Origin of the sequence: Allobosea sp. BH3, from assembly GCF_025499465.1 — a bacterium.
Classification (GTDB): Bacteria; Pseudomonadota; Alphaproteobacteria; order Rhizobiales; family Beijerinckiaceae; genus Allobosea.
The window spans coordinates 670,612-696,852 of the sequence record NZ_JAIMCA010000003.1; the positions used below are offsets into that span (position 1 = coordinate 670,612).

26 protein-coding genes are annotated in these 26,241 nt (G+C 66.1%); 4 read left to right on the forward strand and 22 right to left on the reverse strand.

Annotated elements, in window-relative coordinates:
• Positions 1 to 84: 84 nt before the first annotated feature.
• The 4 genes from BoBH3_RS12000 to BoBH3_RS12015 are packed head-to-tail and all read left to right on the forward strand — an operon-like array spanning position 85 to position 4,056.
• Entirely contained in the window at positions 85 to 702 is a 618-nt protein-coding gene (locus BoBH3_RS12000) for a CvpA family protein (RefSeq protein ID WP_262331016.1), read from the forward strand.
• A 43-nt stretch (positions 703 to 745) separates the two neighbouring features.
• Positions 746 to 2,215, forward strand: coding sequence for an amidophosphoribosyltransferase (purF, locus tag BoBH3_RS12005; RefSeq protein ID WP_262331017.1), 1,470 nt, complete (start codon positions 746 to 748; stop codon positions 2,213 to 2,215).
• A 16-nt stretch (positions 2,216 to 2,231) separates the two neighbouring features.
• A complete protein-coding gene (locus BoBH3_RS12010) occupies positions 2,232 to 2,972 on the forward strand; it encodes an SDR family NAD(P)-dependent oxidoreductase (RefSeq protein WP_262331018.1) in 741 nt (246 codons plus the stop codon).
• A 40-nt stretch (positions 2,973 to 3,012) separates the two neighbouring features.
• The gene (locus BoBH3_RS12015) at positions 3,013 to 4,056 is read left to right on the forward strand and encodes an alpha/beta hydrolase family protein (protein WP_262331019.1); all 1,044 of its coding nucleotides are present in this window, start codon (positions 3,013 to 3,015) and stop codon (positions 4,054 to 4,056) included.
• 45 nt (positions 4,057 to 4,101) lie between these two features.
• On the opposite strand, the gene der is transcribed toward BoBH3_RS12015, so the two are convergent.
• The 22 genes from der to nuoE form a co-directional block, all read right to left on the reverse strand.
• Positions 4,102 to 5,496, reverse strand: a complete 1,395-nt coding sequence (der, locus tag BoBH3_RS12020) for a ribosome biogenesis GTPase Der (RefSeq protein WP_262331020.1) — start codon at positions 5,494 to 5,496, stop codon at positions 4,102 to 4,104.
• A 292-nt stretch (positions 5,497 to 5,788) separates the two neighbouring features.
• The gene (locus BoBH3_RS12025) at positions 5,789 to 6,451 is read right to left on the reverse strand and encodes a tetratricopeptide repeat protein (protein ID WP_262331021.1); all 663 of its coding nucleotides are present in this window, start codon (positions 6,449 to 6,451) and stop codon (positions 5,789 to 5,791) included.
• Positions 6,452 to 6,605: 154 nt separating this feature from the next.
• The gene (gene queA / locus BoBH3_RS12030) at positions 6,606 to 7,709 is read right to left on the reverse strand and encodes a tRNA preQ1(34) S-adenosylmethionine ribosyltransferase-isomerase QueA (RefSeq protein WP_262331022.1); all 1,104 of its coding nucleotides are present in this window, start codon (positions 7,707 to 7,709) and stop codon (positions 6,606 to 6,608) included.
• Between the two features lie 154 nt (positions 7,710 to 7,863).
• On the reverse strand, positions 7,864 to 8,334 hold the full coding sequence (locus BoBH3_RS12035; protein WP_262331023.1) for a peptidylprolyl isomerase: 471 nt from the start codon (positions 8,332 to 8,334) through the stop codon (positions 7,864 to 7,866).
• Positions 8,334 to 8,996: a hypothetical protein gene (locus BoBH3_RS12040; RefSeq protein ID WP_262331024.1), complete on the reverse strand. Its 663-nt coding sequence runs from the start codon at positions 8,994 to 8,996 to the stop codon at positions 8,334 to 8,336. Before BoBH3_RS12040 ends, BoBH3_RS12035 begins: the two co-directional genes overlap by 1 nt.
• A 62-nt stretch (positions 8,997 to 9,058) precedes the next feature.
• Positions 9,059 to 9,610 carry a peptidylprolyl isomerase gene (locus tag BoBH3_RS12045; protein WP_262331025.1) on the reverse strand — a complete coding sequence of 184 codons (552 nt, stop codon included), beginning with the start codon at positions 9,608 to 9,610 and terminating at the stop codon, positions 9,059 to 9,061.
• A 537-nt stretch (positions 9,611 to 10,147) separates the two neighbouring features.
• Complete coding sequence (locus tag BoBH3_RS12050; RefSeq protein WP_262331026.1) at positions 10,148 to 10,378, reverse strand: DUF1467 family protein; 231 nt, start codon at positions 10,376 to 10,378, stop codon at positions 10,148 to 10,150.
• Complete coding sequence (locus tag BoBH3_RS12055; protein ID WP_262331027.1) at positions 10,375 to 10,767, reverse strand: RidA family protein; 393 nt, start codon at positions 10,765 to 10,767, stop codon at positions 10,375 to 10,377. The genes BoBH3_RS12050 and BoBH3_RS12055 overlap by 4 nt, the downstream gene beginning before the upstream one ends.
• A gap of 4 nt (positions 10,768 to 10,771) precedes the next feature.
• Complete coding sequence (gene mce / locus BoBH3_RS12060; protein WP_262331028.1) at positions 10,772 to 11,176, reverse strand: methylmalonyl-CoA epimerase; 405 nt, start codon at positions 11,174 to 11,176, stop codon at positions 10,772 to 10,774.
• Positions 11,177 to 11,308: 132 nt separating this feature from the next.
• Complete coding sequence (locus tag BoBH3_RS12065; RefSeq protein WP_262331029.1) at positions 11,309 to 12,979, reverse strand: ribonuclease J; 1,671 nt, start codon at positions 12,977 to 12,979, stop codon at positions 11,309 to 11,311.
• Positions 12,980 to 13,178: 199 nt separating this feature from the next.
• On the reverse strand, positions 13,179 to 13,934 hold the full coding sequence (locus BoBH3_RS12070) for a biotin--[acetyl-CoA-carboxylase] ligase (protein ID WP_262331030.1): 756 nt from the start codon (positions 13,932 to 13,934) through the stop codon (positions 13,179 to 13,181).
• Positions 13,935 to 14,038: 104 nt separating this feature from the next.
• Positions 14,039 to 15,466, reverse strand: a complete 1,428-nt coding sequence (nuoN, locus tag BoBH3_RS12075; RefSeq protein WP_262331031.1) for an NADH-quinone oxidoreductase subunit NuoN — start codon at positions 15,464 to 15,466, stop codon at positions 14,039 to 14,041.
• 9 nt (positions 15,467 to 15,475) lie between these two features.
• Positions 15,476 to 16,987 (reverse strand): NADH-quinone oxidoreductase subunit M, encoded by a 1,512-nt coding sequence (locus BoBH3_RS12080; protein WP_262331192.1) that lies wholly within the window; start codon positions 16,985 to 16,987, stop codon positions 15,476 to 15,478.
• A gap of 4 nt (positions 16,988 to 16,991) precedes the next feature.
• Positions 16,992 to 19,025 (reverse strand): NADH-quinone oxidoreductase subunit L, encoded by a 2,034-nt coding sequence (gene nuoL, locus BoBH3_RS12085; protein ID WP_262331032.1) that lies wholly within the window; start codon positions 19,023 to 19,025, stop codon positions 16,992 to 16,994.
• Positions 19,026 to 19,054: 29 nt separating this feature from the next.
• Positions 19,055 to 19,363, reverse strand: a complete 309-nt coding sequence (gene nuoK, locus BoBH3_RS12090) for an NADH-quinone oxidoreductase subunit NuoK (protein ID WP_262331033.1) — start codon at positions 19,361 to 19,363, stop codon at positions 19,055 to 19,057.
• Positions 19,363 to 19,986, reverse strand: coding sequence for an NADH-quinone oxidoreductase subunit J (locus BoBH3_RS12095; RefSeq protein WP_262331034.1), 624 nt, complete (start codon positions 19,984 to 19,986; stop codon positions 19,363 to 19,365). The genes nuoK and BoBH3_RS12095 overlap by 1 nt, the downstream gene beginning before the upstream one ends.
• A 138-nt stretch (positions 19,987 to 20,124) precedes the next feature.
• Complete coding sequence (nuoI, locus tag BoBH3_RS12100) at positions 20,125 to 20,613, reverse strand: NADH-quinone oxidoreductase subunit NuoI (protein WP_262331035.1); 489 nt, start codon at positions 20,611 to 20,613, stop codon at positions 20,125 to 20,127.
• Positions 20,614 to 20,632: 19 nt separating this feature from the next.
• Complete coding sequence (locus BoBH3_RS12105) at positions 20,633 to 20,869, reverse strand: hypothetical protein (RefSeq protein WP_262331036.1); 237 nt, start codon at positions 20,867 to 20,869, stop codon at positions 20,633 to 20,635.
• Positions 20,866 to 21,918, reverse strand: coding sequence for an NADH-quinone oxidoreductase subunit NuoH (nuoH, locus tag BoBH3_RS12110; RefSeq protein WP_262331037.1), 1,053 nt, complete (start codon positions 21,916 to 21,918; stop codon positions 20,866 to 20,868). Before nuoH ends, BoBH3_RS12105 begins: the two co-directional genes overlap by 4 nt.
• Positions 21,919 to 21,924: 6 nt before the next feature.
• Entirely contained in the window at positions 21,925 to 23,988 is a 2,064-nt protein-coding gene (gene nuoG / locus BoBH3_RS12115; protein ID WP_262331038.1) for an NADH-quinone oxidoreductase subunit NuoG, read from the reverse strand.
• Between the two features lie 4 nt (positions 23,989 to 23,992).
• Positions 23,993 to 25,297 (reverse strand): NADH-quinone oxidoreductase subunit NuoF, encoded by a 1,305-nt coding sequence (gene nuoF, locus BoBH3_RS12120; protein WP_262331039.1) that lies wholly within the window; start codon positions 25,295 to 25,297, stop codon positions 23,993 to 23,995.
• An 11-nt stretch (positions 25,298 to 25,308) separates the two neighbouring features.
• On the reverse strand, positions 25,309 to 26,238 hold the full coding sequence (nuoE, locus tag BoBH3_RS12125) for an NADH-quinone oxidoreductase subunit NuoE (protein ID WP_262331040.1): 930 nt from the start codon (positions 26,236 to 26,238) through the stop codon (positions 25,309 to 25,311).
• Positions 26,239 to 26,241 lie beyond the last annotated feature (3 nt).

The window sequence follows — 26,241 nt, forward strand, 5'->3', positions numbered from 1 at the left end:
ACAGGCCCGGAACGCGTATAGCAAAACCGAAACGGCCTCCTATCTCCCCCGGCCGACACCAGACGTCAGCGAAGCGGCTTTTCAATGCCTGTAACTATTCTCGATCTCGTCGTCATCGGCGTGGTTCTGATCTCGGCTTTGCTCGCGGCAGTGCGCGGCCTCACGCGCGAGGTGCTCGCGATCGCCTCATGGGTCGCGGCCGCCGGAGTCGCCTGGGTGTTCCACCCGCAGCTCGTGCCCTTTGTAAAGCAGTACATCCCGACGAGCTCGGCGCAGGACACGATCGCGCTCGTCGCCTCGATCGCCGTGCTGTTCCTCGGCACGCTGATCATCGTCTCGATCCTGACGGCCCGAATCTCCGATTTCGTGCTCGATTCGCGCATCGGCGCGCTCGACCGCACCCTTGGCTTCGTCTTCGGCGCGGCACGCGGCATGCTGCTGGCGGTGATCGGCTATCTCTTCTTCGTCGGCCTCGTCGGCAGTGAGAAGATGCCGGTCTGGGCGAAGGACGCCAAGTCCAAGGACATGCTGCAAAGGACCGGCGAATCGCTGATCGCGATGCTGCCGCAGGACGTCAACGCCGATTTCATCAAGAACCTGCTCAAGAAGACCAAACCGGAGGATGCGACCGAGGCGCCGGCGGAAGAACCGCGCACGCCGGGTGCACCAGCACCCATTGCGCCTGCCCCAGCCCGACCCTAATTGACGCGTACAGAGAGCCCATCCCCGCGCGTTGGAGCCCGACATGATCTCGATGGAGAGTGAGACCGCCTTCGATCCCAACGCCGACCGGCTGCGGGAGGAATGCGGGGTCTTCGGAATCTTCGGCCATGCCGACGCTTCGGCGCTGACTGCGCTCGGCCTGCACGCGCTGCAGCATCGCGGCCAGGAGGCGACAGGTATCGTCTCCTTCGACGGCAAGCGCTTCCACACCGAGCGCCGGCTCGGCCTCGTCGGCGACGCCTTCTCGGAAGCGAGCGTCATCGACAAGCTCAAGGGCAAGCAGGCCATCGGCCATGTGCGCTATTCGACGACGGGCGAGACCATCCTGCGCAACGTCCAGCCGCTCTTTGCGGAACTGCATGGCGGCGGCTTCGCGCTGGCGCATAACGGCAACCTCACCAACGGGCTGACGCTGCGGCGAGAGCTCGTCCGCGACGGCGCGATCTACCAGTCGACCTCCGACACGGAAGTGCTGCTGCATCTCGTTGCGCGCAGCCGGAAGCAGAATTTCATCGAGCGCTTTATCGAAGGCATTCGCCAGATCGAGGGCGCCTATGCCTTCGTCGGCATGACCAACAAGAAGCTCATCGGCGCGCGCGATCCGCTCGGCATCCGCCCCCTCGTCTTGGGCGATCTCGACGGCTGCCCGATCCTGACCTCGGAGACCTGCGCGCTCGACATCATCGGCGCCAAGTTCGTCCGCGAGATCGAGAACGGCGAGGTGGTGATCTGCTCCGAGAACGGCATCGAGAGCCACAAGCCCTTCCCGCCGGTCGCGGAGCGGCCCTGCATCTTCGAGTACATCTACTTCGCCCGGCCGGACTCCATCGTGAAGGGCCGCAGCATCTATGAGCGGCGCAAGGCGATGGGCGCAGTGCTGGCGAAGGAAGCACCTGCCAATGCCGACGTGGTCGTGCCCGTGCCGGATTCGGGCGTGCCGGCTGCGCTGGGCTATGCGCAGGCGAGCGGCATCCCCTTCGAACTCGGCATCATCCGCAACCACTATGTCGGGCGCACCTTCATCGAGCCGACGCAGAAAGTCCGTGAGCTCGGCGTCAAGCTGAAGCACTCGGCCAACCGCTCGGTGGTCGAGGGCAAGAGCATCGTCCTGGTCGACGATTCGATCGTGCGCGGCACGACCTCCTTCAAGATCGTGAAGATGATGCGCGAGGCCGGCGCCCGCGAAGTGCATTTCCGCATCTCCTCGCCGCCGATCACCCATCCCGACTATTACGGCATCGACACACCGGACCGCGAGAAGCTGCTCGCAGCGACCCATTCGCTGGAAGAGATGCGGCAGTTCGTCGGTGCCGACTCGCTCGCCTTCATCTCGGTCAACGGCCTCTACCGCGCCATGGGCCATGAGCGGCGTGACCCGGCGCGGCCGCAGTTCACCGACCATTGCTTCACCGGCGACTACCCGACCTCGCTGACCGACGTGATCGGCGAGAGCGCCAAGCAGCAAATCTCCCTGCTGGCCGAAGCCGGCTGATCCAGCGGAACCTGTCATGACCAAGCCTCTCGAGGGGCGCGTCGCGCTCGTCACCGGCGCGTCGCGCGGCATCGGGCGGGCGGCCGCGCTCGCCTTTGCCAATGCCGGCGCCCATGTCGTCGCGCTTGCCCGCACCACCGGCGCGTTGGAGGAACTCGACGACGAGATCCGTGCGCTTGGCGGCACCAGCACGCTGGTGCCGCTCGATCTCTCGGACGCAGGCGGGCTCGAGAAGCTCGGGCCGGCGCTGATGGAGCGCTGGGGCAAGCTCGACATCCTGCTCGCCAATGCCGGCGTGCTCGGCTCGCTGACGCCGCTCGGCCATGCCACAGAGGCCGACTGGGCCAAGGTGATGGACATCAACGTCACGGCGAACCTGCGGCTGATCAAATCGCTCGACGTGGCCCTGCGCGCTTCCGACGCCGGTCGGGTGATCCTGCTGTCTTCTGGCGCGGCGCATAAGTGCCTCGCCTATTGGGGCCCCTATTCGATCTCGAAGGCGGCCGTCGAGGCGCTGGGGCGCACCTATGCGGCCGAGACGGCAACGACCCCGATGAAGGTGATGCTCGTCAATCCAGGGCCGCTGCGGACCCGGATGCGGGCCGAGGCCATGCCGGGCGAAGACCCGCAGACGCTCAGGACACCGGAGGATCTGGCGCCGCATCTCGTCGAGATCGCCTCGCCCAGCTGGACCGAGAGCGGCAAGATCTTCGACTTCCCGCAGGGCAAGGTGCTGACGCCGCAGATGCCAGTATAAAAGCCGTAGCCGGATCTGTCCGGCGCAATGTGAGATTCCGATGCCTGGTTTTCGGCTCCTGCTCGCCCCGCTGGCTCTCGCAGCAATCCTTATATCCGCAGCCCAGGCAATGGCGGGCACAGGGTTTCGCCAGTTCGAACTGGCGGACCCATCCGGCTCCCGCGCCCTGCAGGTATCGCTCTGGTATCCAAGCGAGGACGGCGGCACCGAAAGCAGCCTCGGCGAGAACCGAGCCTTCTACGGCGTGCCCGTCATCAAGAACGCCGCCGCGACGCAGCGAACGCTTCCACTTGTCGTTCTCTCCCACGGCTATGGCGGCAGTTGGCGCAACCTCTCCTGGCTCGCCGACGTTCTTTCCCGAAGCGGCTATATCGTCGCCGCGCCCGACCATCCCGGCACGACGACGCTCAACAAGGACCCAAAGGAGGCAGCAAGACTCTGGGAAAGGCCGCGCGATCTCAGCCGCGTCATCGACGCGCTCATCCGGGACAACGCCTTGGCCGGCAAGGTCGAACCGTCCCGCATCGCCTCGATAGGTCATTCACTGGGTGGCTGGACTGTGACGGCGCTGACGGGAGGGCGCTTCAGCACGGAACGTTTCGCGCGTGAGTGCAAGCTGCACCCGAATCCACGGATCTGCCGGCTGAACTCGCTACGGGCCGACGAATTTCCGCCTGCTTCTGTGCTCAACGACGATATGCGCGACATGCGCGTCCGGGCGATGGTCTCGCTCGACCTCGGCTTGGCGCGCGGCTTTACGCCGGAAAGCCTTGCGGCGTTGCCCGTGCCGGCCCTGATCATCGGAGCCGGAACCGATATTGGCGACCTGCCCGCGAGGCTCGAATCGGGTTATCTCGCGGAGCATCTGCCCGCGTCCGGCGCCCGCTATGTCGAAATCCCGGACGCGATGCATTTCAGCTTCATGCAACGCTGCAAACCGGAAGGTGCGGCCTTGCTCGAAGCGGATGAGCCGGGCGACGGCATCGTCTGCAAGGATGGCGGCACGCGCGGCAGGGACGCCATCCACCAGGAGGTCGCCGCCCTTATCCTGGGCTTTTTTGCCAAGGCCATACCGACCCAATAGCCCGCACAATCCGCCGAGCCAGCCGGCGTACCATCGGCGAACCGCCTACTTCCTGCCCTTGTCGAACGGGTTCTCGCCGCCGCGCCTGTGCAGGCGGATCGGCGTTCCCGGCAGCTCGAAGGACTCCCGCAGGCTGTTGACCAGATAGCGGGTGTAGGACACCGGCAGGTGGTCGAGCTGGTTGCCGAAGAGCGCGAACGTCGGCGGGCGGGCCTTCGCCTGTGTCATGTAGCGGATCTTGATGCGGCGCCCCGCCACGGCCGGAGGCGGATGCGCAGAGAGCGCGCCCTCCAGCCAGCGATTGATCCGCGCCGTAGAGATGCGGCGGTTCCAGACGTCATAGGCTGTGATCACCGCCTGCATCAGCCTGTCGATGCCCTCGCCCGCGATGCCGGACAAGGGAACGATCTGCACGCCGCGCACCTGCGCCAGCAGGTGATGCGCCTTCTCCTTCAGCTCCGCGAGCAGGCCCTGCTTGTCGGCGACGAGGTCCCATTTGTTGAGACCGATGACGACGGCCCTGCCCTCGCGCTCGGTGAGGTCGACCAGCGTCAGGTCCTGCTTCTCGAAGGGGATGGTCGCGTCGAGCAGCACGACCACCACTTCGGCGAAGCGGATCGCGCGCAGCGAATCCGCCACGGAAAGCTTCTCCAGCTTCTCCTCGATGCGGGCGCGCTTGCGCATGCCGGCGGTGTCGAAGAGCTTCAGCTTGCGGCCACGCCATTCCCAGTCGACCGAGATGGTGTCGCGGGTGATGCCCGCCTCCGGGCCGGTCAGCATCCGCTCCTCGCCGATGATGCGGTTGACGAGCGTCGACTTGCCGGCATTGGGACGGCCGATGATGGTGACGCGCAGCGGCCGGTCGGGATCGAGATCCTCCTCGTCGCCGTCCGAATCGGCAGCGGGAACGTCCGCCCAGGCTTCCTCCTCGTCTTCCTCCGGCTCGTCCGGGATGAAAGGAGCCAGCGCTTCCAGAAGATCAGAGGTGCCTTCGCCATGCTCGGCCGAGAAGGGGACGGGATCGCCGAGTCCGAGCGAATAGGACTCCATGATCCCTTCGGTGCCCTTCTTCCCCTCGGCCTTGTTGGCGAGCAGGATCACCGGCTTGCCGGAACGGCGCACCAGATCGGCGAAGGGCTGGTCCATCGGCGTGAGGCCGAGGCGGGCGTCGATCATGAAGAGCACGACATCGGCCTGCGCGATCGCCGTCTCGGTCTGGGCGCGCATGCGGCCGGCGAGCGAATCCTTGTCCGCATCTTCCAGCCCCGCGGTATCGATGACCTTGAAGCGCAGATGGCCCAGCGTCGCATCGCCTTCACGGCGATCGCGCGTCACGCCCGGCCGGTCGTCGACCAGCGCGAGCTTCTTGCCGACGAGCCGATTGAACAGCGTCGACTTGCCGACATTCGGGCGGCCGATGAGGGCGACGATGGCTGTCATGGTCTTTGATCGAATCCCAGCAGCGTCATTCCGGGCGTCGCGCAGCGGCAATCCCGGAATCCATGAACACAGGTCTAGAACACGCGCCGATCTGATCGCAATGCGATCAGATCGGATCACGCGTTCCCTATCAATAGTTTAGAGGCGGATTCACCGATCAGGTCGATTCAACCTGATCGGATCCGGCTCCAAGGAAAAAGGAAACACCATTTGCGCCGACATCCCGGCGCAAGCGGTGTTCAAAGGCTCCGGGTGTCGGCTTTAGGCCAGCCCCCGCGAAACGGCGACACGCTCAATTCTTCACCGTGACCGGGCCGCCGCGAACCAGAGCGAGATAGAGGTCGACGCGCTGGCGCAACGCCTGCGGCACCTGGGGATCGGTGATGGCGGCGTCGAACCAGCGCCCGGCCTCGTCGTAGAGATTGGCCTTGAGCGCTGCGACGCCGAGGAACTCGCGGGCGCTGTGGCGCCAGACGCCCTGCGGCGCGGCAAGCGGCTCCAGCGCAGCCTTCACCTCAGCATAGGGCGCGAGGTCGACGCGCAGGATGCCGGCGCGCAGCTTCGCCAGATCGCGGAAGGTCTGGTCGAGCGTCGCGTCATTGGCGAGCGCATCGAAGGCAGCGGCACCGGCGGCAGGGTCGCGCTTGCCCGTCTCGGCGGCGAGGCGGAAGCGCGCGATCTGCCGATAACCGGCCGGAGCGCTGGCGACGAGTTCCTTCAGGATGGTCTCGGCCTGTGCGCTGTCGCCGTCGCGGGAAGATTTCAGCGCCGCTTCGAGCCGCGCGCCGACCGCCTGCGAGGCCTGGGCCTCGCGATGCAGCCAGTACTGCCAGCCGGCGACGGCGAGCACGGCCAGCACGGCCAGGGCGCTGATCACCCAGCCATATTTCTTCCAGAGCTCCGCCGCCTTGTCGCGGCGGACTTCCTCATCGATCTCGCGAAAAATATCGGCCATTTGACTGTCAAAATCCCTGTTGGGAGCCCGGTAGCATTTTCAGGCCGGGAATGCGAGCCGGAACAGCTCTGTCGTCATTCCCGTCATTGCGAGGACCGAAGGGACGAAGCAATCCAGGAGGACGTGGAGCGCTGCCGCCCTCTAGATTGCTTCGCTACGCTCTCAATGACGGGGTCGAGGCCCGATACAGCAGGCTGCCGTCGCCATAGGAATAGAAGCGGTATTTCGCCGCGATCGCATGAGCATAGGCGCGTTTCATCACGTCCAGCCCGCAGAATGCGGAAACGAGCATGAACAGCGTCGAGCGCGGCAGGTGGAAATTCGTCATCAGCATGTCGACCGCGCGGAAGCGGTAGCCCGGCGTGATGAAGATCGCCGTGTCGCCCGAGAAGGGCTGGATGGTGCCGTCCTCGCTCGCCGCGCTCTCGATCAGCCGCAGCGAGGTGGTGCCGACGCAGACGATCCGCCCGCCCCTTGCCTTCAATGCGTTGAGGGCGCCTGCCGTCTCGGCCGTGACCGTTCCCCATTCGGCATGCATGCGGTGGTCGTCGGTGTTCTCCGCCTTGACCGGCAGGAAGGTCCCGGCGCCGACATGCAGCGTCACGAAATGGCGCGAGACGCCGCGCGCTTCCAGCGCCGCAAAGAGTTCCGGCGTGAAGTGGAGGCCCGCCGTCGGCGCGGCGACCGCCCCATCCTGCCGGGCATAGGCCGTCTGGTAGTCCGTGGCGTCCGCACTGTCGGCTGGGCGCTTGCCCGCGATATAGGGCGGCAGCGGCAATTCGCCGAGCCGCGCGATCGCCTCGTCAAGATAGGCGCTGGTCAGACTGAACTGCAGCTCGACCTCGCCGCCCTCGCTCTTGGCGAGCACCTCGGCCTGCAGACGGCCCAGTTCGCAGGCGTTGCTGGCGCCCTCCGCATCGAAGACGACCGTCTCGCCGACGGCGAGCTTCTTGGCGGGGCGGGCGAAGGCAAGCCAGCGATCCTCGCTCTCGCGCTTGTGCAGCATGATCTCGATGCGGGCCGAATCCGCCCCGCGATAGCGGCGCCCGCGCAGGCGCGAGGGGATGACGCGCGTGTCGTTGAGGACGAGCGCGTCGCCCGGCTGCAGCAGCGAAACCAGGTCGCGAACATGGGCGTCCGCGAGGGGCTCGGCGGCATCCGGCCGGACGACGAGCAGCCGCGCCGCATCGCGTGGGCTCGCGGGCCTCAGCGCGATACGATCCTCGGGCAGGTCGAAGTCGAAGAGATCGACGTTCATCGTCAGCAGGGATTGTCCAAAAGCAGCGAGCCCTCATCCTGAGGAACGAGCGAAGCTCGTATCTCGAAGGATGTTCCAGTGCGTACTGGAACTGCCCTTCGAGACGCCGCGCAGCGCGGCTCCTCGGGACGAGGGCTCGCCTTAAACGAAGTCCTCAGGCCGCGTCGGCCATGACCTTCATCGAGACGATGGAGTCGGGATCGCGTACGGGCTCGCCGCGTTTGATCATGTCGACATTGTCCATGCCTTCGACCACCTGGCCCCAGACGGTGTACTGCTTGTCGAGGAAGCGGGCGTCATCGAAGACGATGAAGAACTGGCTGTTGGCCGAGTTCGGGTTCTGGGCGCGGGCCATCGAACAGATGCCGCGCACATGCGGCTCGGCGTTGAACTCCTGCGCAAGGTCCGGATAGTCCGAGCCGCCGGTGCCGGTGCCATGCGGGCAGCCGACCTGGGCCATGAAGCCGTCGATGACGCGGTGGAAGACGATGCCGTCATAGAAGCCCTCGCGGGCCAGCATCTTGATGCGCTCGACATGGTTCGGCGCGAGGTCGGGACGCAGCTTGATGACGACGGGGCCCTTGGTCGTCTCCATGACGATGGTGTTCTCGGGATCAAGCGACATCAGATTTGCCTTTCGTTGGACGGCCCACGGCCGTGGAAGCGGATAGTGAAGGGGCGCCCCGCGATACTCGCTCCGAGGCCCGCCGACAACCTCATTGGCGTGCAGCTGCGAATGGCCTCGACGGCCGAATCGCTGAAACGCTTCTGGAATTCGGCATCGCCCCGGCGCGTCTCCCAGGTCACGCGCGGCTGCCCGAAGAGGCTGCCGTCGCGGCGCAGGCTGAAGCGGACGGAAACCATGGCGCCGGTGAGATCGCCCGGCAGAGCTGGCGGGCTCCAGCAGCGTCTTAGCGCCGGCGCGAGGTCGACGAGCTTGTCGACGGCCTCGCCGCCCTCCTGCGAAGGCGTCTCGGGCGAAACCGAGCCGATCAGGCCGATTTCTCCGCTGCCCTGCCTCAGCGGCGGGCCGACACGGCGCTGCTCGAGGCCGGGAACGTCCTCCTGGCCGCCGAATGGTCCGCCGATGCCGGGATTGTAGCGCTGCCCGCTCTGCGGGGGCAGGATCGGGTTCTGCGAGCCCGAAGGCGGCGGCAGCACCGGATTCTGCGAGCCGGAGGGCGGCGGCAGGCCGAGATCGCGCGTATCCTGCGCCATGGCGGCGATGCCCGGGGGCCCGAAGGCCAGGCCGGCGAAGGCGAGACACAGGAGAGCCGTCCGTTTCATCGCCACGGCCCTCCTTGTCCGTGTCACTGGGTCACCTGGACCGTGTCACTTGCCCGGCAGCGTCACTTGACGTCGGACTGCATCCGCATGCGGACGATCTTGTCCGGGCCGCTCACCTGGCCGTTGTTAGAACTCGAGCCCTTCTTGATCTTGCGCACCGCCTCCATGCCGGAGACGACCTCGCCGAAGAGCGTGTACTGGCCAGTCAGCGAGCCGCAGCCCTCATAGCAGATGAAGAACTGGGAATTGGCGGAATCCGGCGACTGCGAGCGCGCCATGCCGAGGGAGCCGACCTTGTAGGGTGTCGGCGTGAACTCAGCCGGGAGGTTCGGCAGGTCGGACTTGCCCGTGCCGGTGCCAGTCGGATCGCCGGTCTGCGCCATGAAGCCGTCGATGACCCGATGGAAGACGATGCCGTCATAGAAGCCGCGCTTCACCAGCGTCTTTATCTGCGCGACATGCTTGGGCGCGAGATCGGGCCGCAGGCGGATGGTGACAGGCCCGTCCTTGGTTTCCAGCACGACTGTGTTCTCGGGGTCGGGCTTCGGCGCCTGGGCCTGAGCGGCCCCCAGCGTGACGACGACGGCAAGGGCGGCGAGCGAGCTGCGCAGCATGAAGATCTCCATGGCCGCCGGCGAACCCGGCGGATGGCCGGTCGATAGCCGCATCCTTTGGCCGGAACAAGGCATCTGCGTTGCCGAATCGAGCGTTGCTGCACTGCACAAGAGCAGTCGAAACAAATTTTGCAAAAATTCGAGGCTTACGATGCCTAAACTGATGACAGCACCGTCACAATCAGCTAATCCTTTTCGCGCTGGGAGCGTTTTGTCAGACAAGACGCTGCGGACCAGGTCTCGGGAGGAGCAAACGCCCGCCTTGCATATGAGCCGCCCGCTTTGAATGGGCGCTGATGCAGCGGTAAAAAAAGACTACCAAGAGGCAAGGCATCGGCCTTGCCTTTTTTCTTGGGCGAAAGTCTTTCAGCGGCCTCGATTCGATTTCACCGAACAGTCCGTCGTTGCGAGTCCCCCGGGTCTTTCCTTCGGCAAGCTCGAGAACAGGCGCTGCGAAGCAATCCAGGGGGCTGAGTTGAACGGCTCGCCCAGCCCCCTGGATTGCCTCGTCGCTTCGCTCCTCGCAATGACGCGCGGTCAGATGTCGTAGGTCACCCAGACATACCAGACACCGACGAAGATCACCGCAGCGATGACCGAGGTGATTGCCGCTTTCTTGAGCAGGCCCGGCAACACCGGCGCGCCCGGCTCCGTTCCTGCTACGACATCGCCCGTCTCATGCTGGCTGCGGACCCCGAAGGGCAGCACGGCGAACAGTGTGATCCACCAGATCACGAAATAAAGCGCGATGCCCCCGACGAGGTTCATGTTCTTCCCTTGGCCAGGGCGATGCACGAGAAGGCGACCCGCGCCTGCGTCGGCACGCCGAAGCGGGCCGTGTGGCGCGCCGGCAGCCCGCCCGGGAAGTGCTTCACATATTCGGCGTTGCACGCAGCGTAATCGGCCGGATCGGTGATCAGCATGGTCATCTGGACGACGCGATCGAGGCCGCTGCCCGCCTCCACCAATATCTCACTCACACGGCCGAGCGCGTTGCGGACCTCTTCGGCAGGCGTCTCGCCGCGATGGATGCCCCGCGCAGGATCGTGCGGCGCCGAATGGCCCGAGACGAACACGAGGCCGCCGGCGACGGTGGCGGCGCTGAAGGGGCGTGGCGAGCCGGGCTCCGGCTCTCCGAGAAAGGCGATCTCGTCCATGGCCTCAGGCCTGCTCCAGCTCGACCAGCGTGCCGAGGAAATCCTTGGGGTGCAGGAACAGCACCGGCTTGCCATGCGCGCCGATGCGCGGTTCGCCGGAACCGAGCACGCGAGCGCCTTGCGCCTTCAGCCTGTCGCGGGCGGCGAGGATGTCGTCGACCTCGTAGCAGATATGGTGGATGCCACCATCGGCATTGCGCTCGAGGAACTTCGCGATCGGCGAATCGGCGCCGAGCGGCTCCAGCAGCTCGATCTTGGTGTTGGGCAGTTCGACGAAGACGACGGTGACGCCGTGCTCCGGCTCGGGCTGCGGCTGGGAGACGCGTGCGCCCAGAGTGTCGCGATAGAGCGCTGTCGAGGCCGCAAGATCCTTCACGGCGATGGCGACATGGTTCAGGCGTCCGATCATCTTCGCTTTCTCCGGCGCGGCACTCTAGCATCGGACCGAAAAGTGGAATCCACTTTTCGGTCCGATGCGATACCAATGCGATAGATCATCGTTATCGCCTCCCATGGGCGGCGCGATGATCTAGGGCCTGTTCTACACCTCGATCACCAGCGCGTGCACCAGCGGCTTCTTGCCCCACTCCTCGTTGACGGCGCTGCGGACGCCGCGCTCCAGCGCGTTGCGCAGCGCCTCCGGGTCACGGCGGCGGGCCTTCGGAATATTATCGAGCAGGTCGGCGACGGTGTCCGCAACGTACTCGTCGAAATCGGTGCCGTCGCGGGTGCGCGGCGGCAGGCCGAGCACGGCGATCTCCGGCTCGCCTGCGATGCTACCCTTCTCGTCGACCGCGACCGCGATCGAGACGATGCCCGCAAAGGAGAGGCGCCGGCGCTCCTGCACCGTCTTCTCCAGCGCGTTCACCAGCAGGGCGCCATCCTGATAGAGCCGGCCATGCGGGACCTCGTCGATCTTGGAGGCGCCTGCGGCCCCGATCGCGACGACGTCGCCATTGCCGGCGCGCAGCACGTGCTTGACGCCGAGGTTGCGGGCGAAATGCTCATGCTCGGCCAGATGCAGGTCCTCGCCATGGGCGGGGATCGCGATCTGCGGCTTCAGCCAGCCATAGAGCCTGGCCATCTCCTCGCGGCGCGGATGGCCGGAGACATGGACCAGATGGGTGCGGTCTGTGATGATCTCGATATTGTCCCGCGCCAGGGCGTTGTGGATGTTGCCGACCGACTTCTCGTTGCCGGGAATGGTGCGCGAGGAGAAGATCACGCGGTCGCCCGGCGACAGCGCGATCTCGGGGTGATCGTCCGCAGCAATGCGGGAAAGCGCCGCGCGCGGCTCGCCCTGGCTGCCGGTGAGCAGCGCCACGACCTTGTCGCGCGGCAGGTAGCCATAGGCGTCGACAGGCCGGAAGGGCGGGATGCCGTCGAGATAGCCGCATTCGCGCGCAACATCGATGACGCGCTCCATGGCGCGGCCCACGACCACGACATCGCGGTCATTCGCCATCGCGGCCTCCGCCACGGCGCGAAGCCGCGCGACGTTGGAAGCGAAAGTGGTCACGGCGACGCGGCCCGGCGCCGAGGCCACCAGCTCCTTCAGCTTGGCGGCGACGTCGGCCTCGCTCGGGCTCGTGCCGTCGCGCATGACGTTGGTCGAATCACAGACGATCGCGAGCACGCCCTCGTCGCCGAGCTCACGCAGGCGCTTCTCGTCGGTGGGCAGGCCGACACGCGGCGTGGGGTCGATCTTCCAGTCGCCGGTATGGACGACGAGGCCGGCCGGCGTGCGGATCGCAAGCGCGTTCGATTCCGGGATGGAGTGGGCGACCGGCACGAACTCGATGTCGAAGGGGCCGAGCGTGATGCGCCCGCCCTGCGGCACGCCGTTGATCTCGACCTTGGGCGCGCCCGGCTCCCCGAGACGGCGGGTGGCCAGGAGGCCTGCGGCGAAGCGCGTGCAGTAGACCGGCGCGCGCAAGGACGGCCAGAGCGCGGCGAGCGCGCCGATATGGTCCTCATGGGCATGGGTGATGACGATGCCCAGCAGGTTCGCGCGCTCCTCGATGATATAGCGCAGGTCGGGCAGCACGATATCGATGCCCGGAGCCTCGGGCCCGGCAAAGGAGATGCCGCAATCGACCAGGATCCATTTTCGCCGCCCCTCGGGCCCGAAGCCGTAGAGCGCGGCGTTCATGCCGATCTCGCCGAGGCCACCGAGGGGAACGAAGACAAGCTGATCGCTGGAGCGGGTCACGAGTTATCCTGAAAGGCATGGATGCTGCCGGCGGCGCGCTCATCGCATCCCCGTCGCAACGTCCTGAAAGATGTTTCGGGAACGCGCGCCATCCCGGATGGAGCAAAGCCGAGCTGAGATCCGGGATGGCCCGTGTTGGGCCGGAAATATCCCTTTAGCATGGTCCCGGCTGGGCAGGCCAGCAAGGCCGCTTGCAGCGTCAGCCTGTCCCGAAGAAAAGATCGCCCGCGTCGATCAGGCGGCGCCCGTTCTCGGCTTCGAGCTCGAGGCGCCCGGTCGGGTCGAGCCCGGCGAAGCGGCCTGAAAGCGGCCCTTCCGGCAGGCGGATCGTGATCGTCTCGCCGAGGAAGGCGGCGCGCTCGAGCCAGGCCGCCCGGATCGGGCCGAAGCCGCCGGGCTGCGACCAGATCTCGAAGCGCTTGGCCCAGGAATCGCTGAGCGCGAGCAGCATCGCCTCGACGCTCGCCTGCGGCGACGCAGCCTTGAGGAAGGTCGCCGGATAGGGCGTGTCCGAAGGGCAGGAGGCGATGTTGACGCCGCAGCCGAGGATAACGTTGAGCCGCCCTGCCCGGCTCTCACCCTCGAGCAGCAGCCCCGAGATCTTGGCGTTGCCGAGCAGCAGGTCGTTCGGCCATTTCAGCTTCAGCCCGGCGCCGGCAGGCCCGAGCACCCGGGAGGCCGCATCGTGCAGAGCCAAACCCGCGACGAAGCCGAGCTGCGGGGCGACCACCGGCTCGCAGGGGTCCTTCAGCAGAAGGCTGGCGTAGAGATTGCCGGGCGGCGAGCCCCATTGCCGGCCATGCCGGCCCCGGCCCGCATCCTGACTGCGGGCGACGATCCAGAGCTTGCCCGGCTCGCCCTGGTCGAGCGCGCGGCGGGCCTCCTCCATGGTGGAAGCGACCGCGTCGCGGACGATCAGCCGGTAGCCCGCGGCGCGGGCGGCTTCACCGAGCATGGCACCGACCCGTCATTGTGAGAAGCGAAACGACGAAGCAATCCAGGGGCGGCAGAGTTCCATCTCCACCTGGATTGCTTCGCTGCGCTCGCGATGACGAAGGCTCAGAACAGCGACTTCGCCGCCGCGGCCGCCGAATCGAACAGCGGCGCCGGCACGAGCGAGAGCGCCAGCACGAAGATGGTCGACAGCAGGAGGACGGCGCGCACGCCATAATCCGCCTTCTCGAAGGCCGGCTTCGGCTCGTCGAAATACATCACCTTGACCAGACGGAGATAGTAATAGGCGCCGACAACGCTGGTCAGCACGCCGACGACGGCGAGCACGTAGAGCTTGGCGTTGATCGCGGCCAGGAAGACGTACCACTTCGCCCAGAAGCCGGCGAGCGGCGGGATGCCGGCGAGCGAGAACATCATCATCGCCATCGCGAAGGCCATCCACCCATTGGTGCGGGACAGCCCGGCCAGCTCCGAGATGTCCTCGACCAGCTTGCCGTCGCGGCGCATCATCAGCACGCAGGCGAAGGCGGCGAGCGTCGTGGCGAGATAGATCGCCATATAGGTCATCACGCCCTGGACGCCATCGGCCGTGCCGGCGGCGAGGCCGACCAGCGCGTAGCCCATGTTGGCGATCGAGGAATAGGCGAGCAGGCGCTTGATGTTGCGCTGGCCGATCGCGGCGAAGGCGCCGAGCGCCATGGAGGCGATCGAGATGAAGACGATGATCTGGCGCCAGTCATGGATCGCGCCCGGGAACGCGCCGACGAAGACTCGGATGACCATGGCCATGGCAGCCATCTTGGGCGCCGAGGCGAAGAAGGCCGCGACCGGGGTCGGCGCGCCCTCATAGACGTCCGGCGTCCACATATGGAACGGCACGGCCGAGATCTTGAAGGCGAGGCCGGCGGCGATGAAGACGATGCCGAAGATGAGCCCGAGGCCGGCATGGCCGCCGGCCGTCGCCGCGGCGATGCCGGGGAAGGTGACGGTGCCCGTGAAGCCATAGACCAGCGAGCCGCCATAAAGCAGCATGCCGGAGGACAGCGCGCCGAGCACGAAGTACTTGAGGCCCGCCTCGGTGGACTTGGCGTTGTCACGGTCAAAAGCGGCAACGACGTAGAGTGCCAGCGACTGCAGTTCGAGGCCGACATAGAGGCTGATGAGATCATTGGCCGAGATCATCATCATCATGCCGATGGTCGACAGCACGACGAGGATCGGGAACTCGAAACGCATCGAGCCCTCGCGCCGGAGCGTATCGGCGGAAAGCAGGATGGCGGCGCCCGCGCCGATCAGCGTCAGCACCTTCATGAAGCGGGCGAAGCCGTCGACGATGAAGCCGTTGTTGAAGGTGACGAGGGTGCCGGTGCCTGAAACAGTGAGGACCAGCGCAACCACCAGGAGCAGCAGTGTCAGCCCCTCCAGCAGTCGGGTTGAACGCTCGCCCTGCACGGCGCCGATCAGCACCATGGCGATGGCGCCGAGCGCCAGGACGATTTCCGGCAGGGCCGGGCCGAGAGCGGGCAGAGCCATGACGAAACCTTACTGCACGGCCGCCACCGCCGTCTTCGCGGCGGTGAGAGCGGCCTGATAGTTCTTGATCAGCGCTTCGGTCGGCGCCGCGAAGGCGTCGAGGATCGTGTGCGGCTGCACGCCGTACCAGATCGTCAGCAGGACGAGCGGCACGAGGATCGCAATCTCGCGGCCGTTGAGGTCCTTGATGTCCTTGAGCTCGGGCTTGACCAGCTCGCCGAAGACGACGCGGCGATAGAGCCAGAGCGCATAGGCCGCCGAGAGGATGACGCCGGAGGTGGCGATGAAGGCCACCCAGGGATTGGCGCGGAAGGCGCCGAGCAGCGTCAGGAACTCGCCGACGAAGCCGGCCGTGCCCGGCAGGCCGACATTGGCCATGGTGAAGACCATGAAGATCACGGCGTAGATCGGCATGCGGTTCACGAGCCCGCCATAGGCGGCGATCTCACGGGTGTGCATGCGGTCATAGATCACGCCGACGCAGAGGAAGAGCGCGCCGGAGACGAGGCCATGGCTCATCATCTGGAACATCGCGCCCTGAACGCCCTGCGGCGTCAGGGTGAAGAGGCCCATGGTGACGAAGCCCATATGGGCGACGGAGGAGTAGGCAATCAGCTTCTTGATGTCCTCCTGCATCAGCGCCACCAGCGAGGTGTAGACGATGGCGATGACGGAGAGCGCGAAGACCAGCGGCGCGAAGTACTCGGACGCCTCCGGGAACATCGGGATCGAGAAGCGGATGAAGCCGTAGCCGCCCATCTTCAGCAGGATGGCCGCCAGGATGACGGAGCCGGCGGTCGGCGCCTCGACGTGCGCATCAGGAAGCCAGGTATGGACCGGCCACATCGGCATCTTCACCGCGAAGGAGGCGAAGAACGCGACCCAGAGCCACTTCTGCATCTCGGACGGGAACTTGTGGGCCAGCAGCGTCGGAATGTCGGTCGTGCCGGCGTTCCAGTACATCGCCATCACGGCGAGCAGCATCAGCACCGAGCCGAGCAGCGTGTAGAGGAAGAACTTGTAGGAGGCGTAGACGCGCCGCTTGCCGCCCCAGATGCCGATGATCAGGAACATCGGGATCAGGCCGGCCTCGAAGAACAGGTAGAACAGCACGAGGTCGAGCGATGCGAAGACGCCGATCATCAGCGTCTCCAGCACCAGGAAGGCGACCATGTATTCCGGCACGCGCTTCTCGACCGAGGTCCATGAGGCGAGGATGCAGAACGGCATCAGGAAGGCCGTCAGCACGATGAACGGGAAAGAGAAACCGTCGACGCCGAGCTTGAACTTGATGGCCTCGGAGACCCAGGCGTGGGTCTCGACCATCTGGAAGCCGGGATTGGCGGGGTCGAAACGGCCCCAGGCGAAGCAGGCAAGCACGAAGGTCAGCACCGTCGTGATCAGCGCCGCCCAGCGGGCGTTGGAGTCGACCGAGGCCTGATCGCCGCGCTGCGCCAGGATGAAGGCAGCGCCGACCAGCGGCAGGATCAGGAGACCGGCGAGGATACCGAAACCGAACATCATCTCACCCGCGGGTCACAAGATACCAGGTCACGAGCCCGGCAACGCCGATCAGCATCGCGAAGGCATAGTGATAGAGATAGCCGGTCTGCAGCCGGACCACCCGGTTGGTCACGTCGACCACCCGGGCCGAGACGCCATCCGGCCCAAAGCCGTCGATGACGAAGCCATCGCCCTTCTTCCAGAGGAAGCGGCCGAGCCACTTCGACGGGCGCACGAACAGGAAGTCGTAGAGCTCGTCGAAGTACCACTTGTTGAGCAGGAACTGATAGAGCGCCGGGTTCGCGGCCGCGAGCTTGCCCGGAACCTCCGGCCAGCGGACATACATCAGGTAGGCCAGCACGAAACCGATCACCATCGCCACGAAGGGCGACCAGACGACCCATTTCGGCACCTCGTGCATGGCGTGCAGGATGTGGTTGTCCTTGCCCATGAACAGCGCCGACTTCCAGAAATGCTCGAAGTCGTGGCCGATGAAGTATTCCTTGAAGGCATAGCCCGCGAAGATCGCGCCGATCGAGAGCACGACGAGCGGGATCAGCATCACCCACGGGCTCTCATGCGGCGTGTGATCATGGCCGTGGCCGTGATCGTCATGGCCGTGCGCGTGGTCGTCATGGCCGTGAGCGGCATGGGCATGGTCGTCGTGACCATGCGAACCATGACCGTGTGAATCATGGCCCCAGCGCGGCGCGCCCTCGAAGGTCATGAAATAGAGGCGCCAGGAGTAGAACGAGGTCATGCAGGCGGCAACGACCAGCAGCACGAAGGCATAGGACGAGGCGAAGCCGCCATGCGCCACCGAGGCGTAGGCGCTCTCGATGATCGCGTCCTTCGAGAAGTAGCCGGCGAAGCCCGGGAAGCCGGTCAGCGCCAGCGTGCCGATGGTCATGGCCGCCGCCGTCAGCGGGATGTGCTTACGCAGCCCACCCATGTTCCGCATGTCCTGCTCGTGGTGCATCGCGTGGATGACGGAGCCGGCGCCGAGGAACAGCAGCGCCTTGAAGAAGGCGTGGGTGAACAGGTGGAAGATGCCGGCGCCGTAGTTGCCGACGCCGAGCGCGACGAACATGTAGCCGAGCTGCGAGCAGGTCGAATAGGCGATGACGCGCTTGATGTCGTTCTGCACGAGGCCGACCGTCGCCGCGAAGAAGGCGGTGGTGGCGCCGATGACGACGACGACCGTGAGCGCGACCGGCGCATATTCGAAGACCGGCGACAGACGCGCCAGCATGAAGACGCCGGCGGTGACCATGGTCGCGGCATGGATGAGCGCGGAGACCGGGGTCGGGCCTTCCATCGCGTCCGGCAGCCAGGTGTGCAGCAGGAACTGCGCCGACTTGCCCATGGCGCCCATGAACAGCAGCAAACAGGTCAGCGTCAGCGCATTCCAGTCATAGCCGAGGAAGTGGAAGCTCTGGTTCACCAGTTCGCCGGCGCGCGGGAAGATCGCGTCGAAGGTGACCGAGCCGAACAGAACGAAGACGAGGAAGATGCCGAGCGAGAAGCCGAAATCGCCGACGCGATTGACGATGAAGGCCTTCATCGCCGCCGCATTGGCCGAGGGCTTCTGATACCAGAAGCCGATCAGCAGATAGGAGGCCAGGCCCACGCCTTCCCAGCCGAAGAACATCTGGACGAGATTGTCCGACGTGATCAGCATCAGCATCGCGAAGGTGAAGAGCGACAGATAGGCGAAGAAGCGCGGCCGGTGCGGATCCTCGTGCATGTAGCCGATCGAATAGAGGTGCACGAGCGAGGAGACGGTGTTGACCACCACCAGCATCACCGCCGTCAGCGTGTCGATGCGGAAGGCCCAGTCGACCTGCAATTCGCCCGAGGCGATCCAGCTCGCGATCTGCACGCGCGTGGTGCCATGGCCGAAGCCGACCTGGAACAAGGCGACCCAGGAGAGGACGGCCGAGACGAAGAGCAGCGAGGTCGTGACGATCTCGGAGCCGCGCGCGCCGATCAGCCGGCCGAACAGGCCGGCGATCAGGAAGCCGATCAGGGGGAGGAAGACGATCGCGTGATACATGGGCGTGAGGTCCAGGCGCGTGGGCGCGCTCAGCCTTTCATCATGTTGATGTCTTCGACCGCGATCGAGCCGCGGTTGCGGAAGTAGACGACGAGGATGGCGAGGCCGATGGCGGCCTCGGCCGCCGCCACCGTCAGCACCAGGAGCGCGAAGACCTGGCCGACGATGTCGTTCATGAAGCTGGAGAACGCGACGAAGTTGATGTTGACCGAGAGCAGGATGAGCTCGACCGACATCAGGATGACGATGACGTTCTTGCGGTTGATGAAGATGCCGAGCACGCCGAGCGTGAACAGGATGGCGCTGACGGCGAGATAATGGCCCAGTCCGATCGTCATCACGCCATCTCCTCCGGAACGCCGGCGCGCGAGGGTACCTGCTTGACCTCCATCGCCGCGTCCTTGGTGCGGGCGTTCTGGGTCGGAACATGCTGGCGCTTGATGCCGGTCCGCTCGCGCAGCGTCAGCACGATGGCGCCGATCATGGCGACGAGCAGCACGAGGCCGGCCGCCTGGAAGTAGTAGATGTACTGCGTGTAGAGCACGCGGCCGAGCGCCTCGGTGTTGGTGATGTTGCTCGGAATGGCCGCGACCGGCGCCTTGACGATCTGCGGATCGATGACCCAGGCGCCGACGACCAGCAGCAGCTCGACGGCGAAGATGAAGCCGATCAGCGCGCCGATCGGCAGGTAATTCAGGAAGCCCTGGCGGAACTCGGCGAAATCGACGTCGAGCATCATCACCACGAAGAGGAAGAGCACTGCGACCGCGCCGACATAGACCACGACCAGCAGCATCGCGAGGAACTCGGCGCCGAGCAGCATGAAGAGCCCGGCCGCGTTGACGAAGGCCAGGATCAGATAGAGCACCGAATGCACAGGGTTGCGCGACGTCACCACCATGAAGGCGGACGCCAAGGTCACTCCTGCGAAGAGATAGAAGAAAGCCGCTGCGGCATTCATCTCGGCCAGCCCTTCCCGCCCCTTTTTGAAGCGGTCCTCGTTTGGTTCGTGCTCCGGGACTCAGGGAGCCCGAAGCAATTTGGAGCGTCTATAATCAGGCCCGCCGGACACGACAACCGCGTGGCAGGCGCCGCGATCTCAACGGTAAGGCGCGTCCATCGCGATGTTGCGCGCGATCTCGCGTTCCCAGCGCGCGCCGTTCGCGAGCAGCTTGTCCTTGTCGTAGAACAGCTCCTCGCGGGTTTCGGTCGCGAATTCGAAATTCGGCCCTTCGACGATGGCATCGACCGGGCAGGCCTCCTGGCAGAAGCCGCAGTAGATGCACTTGGTCATGTCGATGTCGTAGCGGGTAGTGCGGCGCGTGCCGTCGTTGCGGCGCGGGCCGGCCTCGATGGTGATGGCCTGCGCCGGGCAGATCGCCTCGCAGAGCTTGCAGGCGATGCAGCGCTCCTCGCCGTTCGGATAACGCCGCAGCGCATGCTCGCCGCGGAAACGCGGCGAGAGCTGCCCCTTCTCGAAGGGGTAGTTCAGCGTCGCCTTCGGCTTGAAGAAGTAGCGCATCGAGAGCCCGATGGCCCCGACGAACTCCTTCAGCAGCAGGCCCCTTGCGGCTTGCGCGGGTGACATCGCCTTCGTCCTTCCATCCTCAGTCGAACAGCGTCCGACCGATCACGAAACCCAGGATCGGCATGAAGCCGATCGTCATCACAACCAGCACCGCCCGCAGGATGCGGATGCGGCGCTCGTAATCATCTTTCTCGGCCTGCGTCTCCGAGCGATCCGTGCGCCTCAGCGCCCCGATCACCACGGCCGAGATCAGCCGGTATTCCAGCAGGCCGAGCCCGAAGCCGATCAGGGCGCCGAGCGGGCCGGCCCAACTCATCCGTTCACCGGCCCCCAGCCCGTGATCTGCAGCACCAGCGCCACGATCACCACGCAGGCGAGCGAGAGCGGCAGGAAGACCTTCCAGCCCAGGCGCATCAGCTGGTCGTAGCGGTAGCGCGGCACGAAGGCCTTCACCAGCGCGAACATGAAGAACACGAAGCAGACCTTGAGCGCGAACCAGAACACGCCGGGCAGCCAGGTGAAAGGCGGCAGCGCGACCGGGGGCGCCCAGCCGCCGAGGAAAAGGATCGTGGTCAGCGAGCACATGGTCATGATCGCCACGTATTCGCCGAGCATGAACAGCAGGTACGGCGTCGAGGAATACTCGACCATGAAGCCCGCCACGAGCTCCGACTCGGCTTCAGCCAGATCGAAGGGCGGCCGGTTCGTCTCGGCCAGCGCCGAGATGAAGAAGACCACGAACATCGGGAAGAGCGGGATGAAGTACCAGTTCAGGATCGAGAGCCACGGCACGCCAAGCGCATGGGCAAGGCCGCGGGTCTGCTGCGCCTCGACGACGGCCGACAGATTGAGCGAGCCGACGCAGAGCAGCACGGTGATGATGACGAAGCCGATCGAGACTTCGTAGGACACCATCTGCGCCGCCGAGCGCAGCGCGCTCATGAAGGGGTACTTCGAGTTCGAGGCCCAGCCGGCCATGATGATGCCGTAGACGCCCAGCGAGGAGATCGCGAGGATGTAGAGCACGCCGACATTGATGTCGGCGATCGCCCAGCCTTCCGCCACCGGGATCACCGCCCAAGCGCCGAGCGCCAGCAGGCAGGAGATGAACGGCGCCAGCAGGAAGATGCCCTTGTTGGCGCCGGACGGGATGATCGGCTCCTTGAGCGCGAACTTGATCAGGTCCGCGAAGCTCTGGAACAGGCCCCAGGGACCGACGACGTTCGGGCCGCGGCGAAGCTGCACCGCCGCCCAGACCTTGCGGTCGGCGAGCAGGATATAGGCGATGAAGACGAGCAGGCAGACCAGCAGCAGCAGGCTCTTGCCGAGGATGATCGCGAGATCGAGGACGAGGTCCCAGTTCATGGCCGCTTACTCCGCCGCCTGCTGGTGCCGGCCGGAGGCCAGCGCCGAGCATTCCGCCATCACGGCGGAGGCGCGCGCGATCGGGTTGGTCTGATAGAAATCGCTCACCGTCGAGACAAAACCCGCCTTGCCGGTCTTGCCGCCGAGGCCGGCGAGCTTGCCGATGGCGGCGGCATCGTTCTCCGACAGCGTGTCGAGCGCGGCGAAGTGCGGATGCGCCTCGTAGAGCGCCTTGCGCAGGCCGGCCAGCGAGTCGAAGGGCAGCGTCTTGCCGAGCGCGGCGGACAGCGCACGCAGGATCGCCCAGTCCTCGCGCGCGTCGCCCGGCGGGAAGGTGGCGCGGTCGGCCATCTGCACGCGGCCTTCGGTGTTCACATAGGTGCCCGATTTCTCGGTATAGGCCGCACCCGGCAGAATGACATCGGCGCGGTGCGCGCCCTTGTCGCCATGGGTGCCCTGATAGACGACGAAGGCGCCTTCCGGCACTTCGACCTCGTCGGCACCGAGCAGGAAGAGCACGTCGAGCGCGCCCGGCTGCAGCATGCCAGCAACGTCGAGACCGCCCTCTCCCGGCACGAAGCCGAGATCGAGCGCACCGACGCGTGAGGCGGCGGTGTGGATGACGCCGAAGCCGTTCCAGCCCTCGGCGACGGCGCCGAGCGCCTGCGCCGCCTTGGCGGCGAGCGAGAGCACGGCCGCGCCGTCCTCGCGGGCGAGAGCGCCCTGCCCCACCAGCACCATCGGCTTGCCACCGGCGGCAGCGGCCGACTTCACGACATCGGCCAGCGTTTCCGGGCCCGCGCCGAGATAGTCGTAGGTGTAGGTCAGGTCCGCCTTCTCGCCGATGACGCTGATCTTGATGTCGCCGCGCAGCCAGCGCTTGCGAATGCGGGCGTTCAGGATCGGCGCTTCGCGACGCGGATTGGAGCCGACGATCAGCAGCGAGGTCGCCTCCTCGATACCGGCGATGCCGGCGTTGAGGACGTAGGACGCGCGGCCGAGCTTCGGATCGAGCTTCGTCCCATCCTGCCGTGCGTCGAGATTGGCGCTGCCGAGCGAGGCGATCAGGCTCTTGAGCGCGAACATCTCCTCGACGGCGGCGAGATCACCGGCGATGGCGCCGATCTTCTCAGCCTTGGCACCCTTCACCTTGGCGGCGATGGCGGCGAAGGCCTCGTTCCAGCTCGCGGGGCGCAGACGGCCGTTCTCGCGCAGATAGGGCCGGTCGAGGCGCTGGGTGCGCAGGCCGTCGGCGACGTGGCGGGTCTTGTCGGAGATCCACTCCTCGTTCACCGCCTCGTTAAGGCGGGGCAGGATGCGCATCACTTCCTTGCCGCGGGAATCGACGCGGATCGCCGAGCCGACGGCGTCCATCACGTCGATGCTCTCGGTCTTGGAGAGCTCCCAGGGCCGGGCCTTGTTCTGATAGGGCTTCGAGGTCAGCGCGCCGACCGGGCAGAGATCGACGACGTTGCCCTGCAGCTCCGACGACATCGCCTGCTCGAGATAGGTCGTGATCTCCATGTCCTCGCCGCGGCCGATGGCACCGAGGTCAGAGGCGCCGGCGACCTCGGTGGTGAAGCGGACGCAACGCGTGCACTGGATGCAGCGCGTCATCGAGGTCTTGACCAGCGGGCCGATATACTTGTCCTCGACCGCGCGCTTGTTCTCGGCATAGCGCGAGGTGTCCACGCCATAGGCCATGGCCTGGTCCTGCAGGTCGCACTCGCCGCCCTGGTCGCAGATCGGGCAGTCCAGCGGGTGGTTGATGAGCAGGAACTCCATCACCCCTTCGCGGGCCTTCTTGACCATCGGCGACTTGGTCATGACGACCGGCGGCTCGCCATTCGGGCCGGGGCGCAGGTCGCGCACGCCAATGGCGCAGGAGGCCTGCGGCTTCGGCGGCCCGCCCTTCACCTCGACGAGGCACATGCGGCAGTTGCCGGCGATCGAGAGGCGCTCATGGAAGCAGAAGCGCGGCACTTCGGCGCCGGCAGCCTCGCAGGCCTGCAGGACAGTGTATTCGGCCGGGACGTCGACTTCGATGCCGTCGATGACGAGTTTGGTCATGGTCTCACTCCGCCGCCATCAGCCGCACAGGCTCGCTGTGCGGGTTGGCGGCATAGTCGTCGATGCGCTGCTCGATCTCGTGACGGAAATGCGCGATCAGGCCCTGGATCGGCCAGGCCGCAGCGTCGCCGAGCGCGCAGATCGTGTGGCCCTCGATCTGCTTGGTGACGTCGAGCAGCATGTCGATCTCGCGCTTCTGGGCGCGGCCCTCGGCCATGCGCTCCATGACGCGCCACATCCAGCCCGTGCCTTCGCGGCACGGCGTGCACTGGCCGCAGCTCTCATGCTTGTAGAAGTGGCTGAGGCGGGCAATGGCGCGGATCACGTCGGTCGACTTGTCCATCACGATGACTGCCGCGGTGCCGAGGCCGGAGCGCAGCTTCGAGAGCGAGTCGAAATCCATCGGCGTGTCGATGATCTGCTCGGCCGGCACCATGCGGACCGACGAGCCGCCGGGGATGACGGCCTTGAGGTTGTCCCAGCCGCCGCGGATGCCACCGCAATGACGGTCGATCAGCTCGCGGAAGGTCAGGCCCATGGCCTCCTCGACGTTGCAGGGCTTGTTCACATGGCCCGAGACGCAGAAGAGTTTGGTGCCGACATTGTTCGGCGTGCCGATCGAGGAGAACCAGGCGGCGCCGCGGCGCAGGATGGTCGGCGCGACCGCGATCGACTCCACGTTATTCACCGTGGTCGGGCAGCCATAGAGGCCCATATTGGCCGGGAAAGGCGGCTTCAGCCGCGGCATGCCCTTCTTGCCCTCGAGGCTCTCGAGCAGCGCCGTCTCTTCGCCGCAGATATAGGCGCCGGCGCCGTGATGCACATAAAGGTCGAAGGGATAGCCGTGGACGTTGTCCTTGCCGATCAGCCTGGCCGCATAGGCCTCGTCGACGGCGCGCTGCAGCGCCTCGCGCTCACGGATGTATTCGCCGCGGATATAGATATAGGCCGCATGCGCGCCCATGGCGAAGGAGGCGATCAGGCAGCCCTCGACCAGCGTATGCGGGTCGTTGCGCATGATCTCGCGGTCCTTGCAGGTGCCCGGCTCCGACTCGTCGGCGTTGACGACGAGATAATGCGGGCGCCCGTCGCTCTGCTTGGGCATGAACGACCATTTGAGACCCGTCGGGAAGCCGGCGCCGCCGCGGCCGCGCAGGCCGGACTTCTTCATCTCGTCGACGATCCAGTCGCGGCCCTGCTCCAGGATGAACTTTGTGCCGTCCCAATGGCCGCGCTTGATCGCGCCCTGCAGGGTGCGGTCATGAAGGCCGTAGAGGTTGGTGAAGATGCGGTCGCGATCTGCCAGCATGTCCTAGTGCCTCACTCTGCCGGCTTGTCGCCGCCCTTGGCGGGCTTGGCGCGCGAACGGGTCGCCTTGGGCTTGCCTTGGGCGGCCGGCGTATCCTGGGCGGCGCTCGTCGGCTGGGCGGGCTCCGAGGGCTTCGGGCGGCCGGCAGCCGCCGTCTCGCTCGCAGGCTTGGCAGCGACGGCAGCCGGCGTGGCCTCCGCCTTGTTCGCCTCGGCCTCCGCAGCCTTCTTGGCCTCGGCTTCCGCGGCGGCCTTGGCGGCAGCGGCTTCGGCGGCAGCCTTGCGCTGCTCAAGGACCCGCTTCTGCCAGTCGCCGGCGCCGATCATCGAGCCGTCATAGAGGGCCTTGTCCGTCAGCGTCTCGCCACCGCCTTCCGGTTCCGAGCCGGTGCGGCTGTTCTGCGGGCCGGGCTTGGTCGGGCGGCCGTTGCGCAGATCGTCGAGGAGCTGGCGGAAATTGTCCGGCGTCAGGTCCTCGTAATAGTCGACATTGATCTGCGCCATCGGAGCGTTGCAGCAGGCGCCGAGGCATTCGACCTCGAGCCAGGAGAGCTTGCCATCGGCGGTGACGGTCGATTGCGGGCCGATGACCTCGGCACAGACCTTCTTCAGCGCCTCGGCGCCGCGCAGCGCGCAGGGCGTGGTGCCGCAGAGCTGGACGAAATACTCGCCGACCGGCTGCAGGTTGAACATGGTGTAGAAGGTCGCGACCTCCATCACCCGCATCGGCGCCATGCCGAGACGCCTGGCGACGGTCTCGATCACGGCGCGCGAGACCCAGCCCTCCTGCTCCTGCGCCTTCCACAGCAGCGGAATGACGGCCGAGGCCTGCCGGCCTTCCGGATACTTGGCGATCTGCTGGTCGATCCAGTTCTCGTTCGCCGCGGTGAAGGCGAAGGAGGCGGGCTGAACCGGATCAGGTGCAAGACGACGGACAGACATCGT

What these genes read in the sequence shown, in the direction of transcription:
- BoBH3_RS12070 (WP_262331030.1), bottom strand. Translation starts at nt 13,934, where the DNA reads ATGCTCGGTGAAGCCGCCCGCGCCGCGGGCTACCGGCTGATCGTCCGC.
- nuoI (WP_262331035.1), bottom strand. Translation starts at nt 20,613, where the DNA reads ATGTCACCCGCGCAAGCCGCAAGGGGCCTGCTGCTGAAGGAGTTCGTC.
- queA (WP_262331022.1), bottom strand. Translation starts at nt 7,709, where the DNA reads ATGAACGTCGATCTCTTCGACTTCGACCTGCCCGAGGATCGTATCGCG.
- nuoE (WP_262331040.1), bottom strand. Translation starts at nt 26,238, where the DNA reads ATGTCTGTCCGTCGTCTTGCACCTGATCCGGTTCAGCCCGCCTCCTTC.
- mce (WP_262331028.1), bottom strand. Translation starts at nt 11,176, where the DNA reads ATGATCGGACGCCTGAACCATGTCGCCATCGCCGTGAAGGATCTTGCG.
- BoBH3_RS12080 (WP_262331192.1), bottom strand. Translation starts at nt 16,987, where the DNA reads ATGTTCGGTTTCGGTATCCTCGCCGGTCTCCTGATCCTGCCGCTGGTC.
- nuoK (WP_262331033.1), bottom strand. Translation starts at nt 19,363, where the DNA reads ATGACGATCGGACTGGGCCATTATCTCGCCGTCAGCGCCATCCTGTTC.
- der (WP_262331020.1), bottom strand. Translation starts at nt 5,496, where the DNA reads ATGACAGCCATCGTCGCCCTCATCGGCCGCCCGAATGTCGGCAAGTCG.
- nuoF (WP_262331039.1), bottom strand. Translation starts at nt 25,297, where the DNA reads ATGCTGGCAGATCGCGACCGCATCTTCACCAACCTCTACGGCCTTCAT.
- BoBH3_RS12025 (WP_262331021.1), bottom strand. Translation starts at nt 6,451, where the DNA reads ATGGCCGATATTTTTCGCGAGATCGATGAGGAAGTCCGCCGCGACAAG.
- BoBH3_RS12105 (WP_262331036.1), bottom strand. Translation starts at nt 20,869, where the DNA reads ATGAGTTGGGCCGGCCCGCTCGGCGCCCTGATCGGCTTCGGGCTCGGC.
- nuoH (WP_262331037.1), bottom strand. Translation starts at nt 21,918, where the DNA reads ATGAACTGGGACCTCGTCCTCGATCTCGCGATCATCCTCGGCAAGAGC.
- nuoN (WP_262331031.1), bottom strand. Translation starts at nt 15,466, where the DNA reads ATGGCTCTGCCCGCTCTCGGCCCGGCCCTGCCGGAAATCGTCCTGGCG.
- BoBH3_RS12010 (WP_262331018.1), top strand. Translation starts at nt 2,232, where the DNA reads ATGACCAAGCCTCTCGAGGGGCGCGTCGCGCTCGTCACCGGCGCGTCG.
- nuoG (WP_262331038.1), bottom strand. Translation starts at nt 23,988, where the DNA reads ATGACCAAACTCGTCATCGACGGCATCGAAGTCGACGTCCCGGCCGAA.
- BoBH3_RS12000 (WP_262331016.1), top strand. Translation starts at nt 85, where the DNA reads ATGCCTGTAACTATTCTCGATCTCGTCGTCATCGGCGTGGTTCTGATC.
- BoBH3_RS12095 (WP_262331034.1), bottom strand. Translation starts at nt 19,986, where the DNA reads ATGAATGCCGCAGCGGCTTTCTTCTATCTCTTCGCAGGAGTGACCTTG.
- BoBH3_RS12015 (WP_262331019.1), top strand. Translation starts at nt 3,013, where the DNA reads ATGCCTGGTTTTCGGCTCCTGCTCGCCCCGCTGGCTCTCGCAGCAATC.
- BoBH3_RS12035 (WP_262331023.1), bottom strand. Translation starts at nt 8,334, where the DNA reads ATGTCGCTTGATCCCGAGAACACCATCGTCATGGAGACGACCAAGGGC.
- nuoL (WP_262331032.1), bottom strand. Translation starts at nt 19,025, where the DNA reads ATGTATCACGCGATCGTCTTCCTCCCCCTGATCGGCTTCCTGATCGCC.
- BoBH3_RS12045 (WP_262331025.1), bottom strand. Translation starts at nt 9,610, where the DNA reads ATGCTGCGCAGCTCGCTCGCCGCCCTTGCCGTCGTCGTCACGCTGGGG.
- BoBH3_RS12050 (WP_262331026.1), bottom strand. Translation starts at nt 10,378, where the DNA reads ATGAACCTCGTCGGGGGCATCGCGCTTTATTTCGTGATCTGGTGGATC.
- BoBH3_RS12055 (WP_262331027.1), bottom strand. Translation starts at nt 10,767, where the DNA reads ATGGACGAGATCGCCTTTCTCGGAGAGCCGGAGCCCGGCTCGCCACGC.
- purF (WP_262331017.1), top strand. Translation starts at nt 746, where the DNA reads ATGATCTCGATGGAGAGTGAGACCGCCTTCGATCCCAACGCCGACCGG.
- BoBH3_RS12040 (WP_262331024.1), bottom strand. Translation starts at nt 8,996, where the DNA reads ATGAAACGGACGGCTCTCCTGTGTCTCGCCTTCGCCGGCCTGGCCTTC.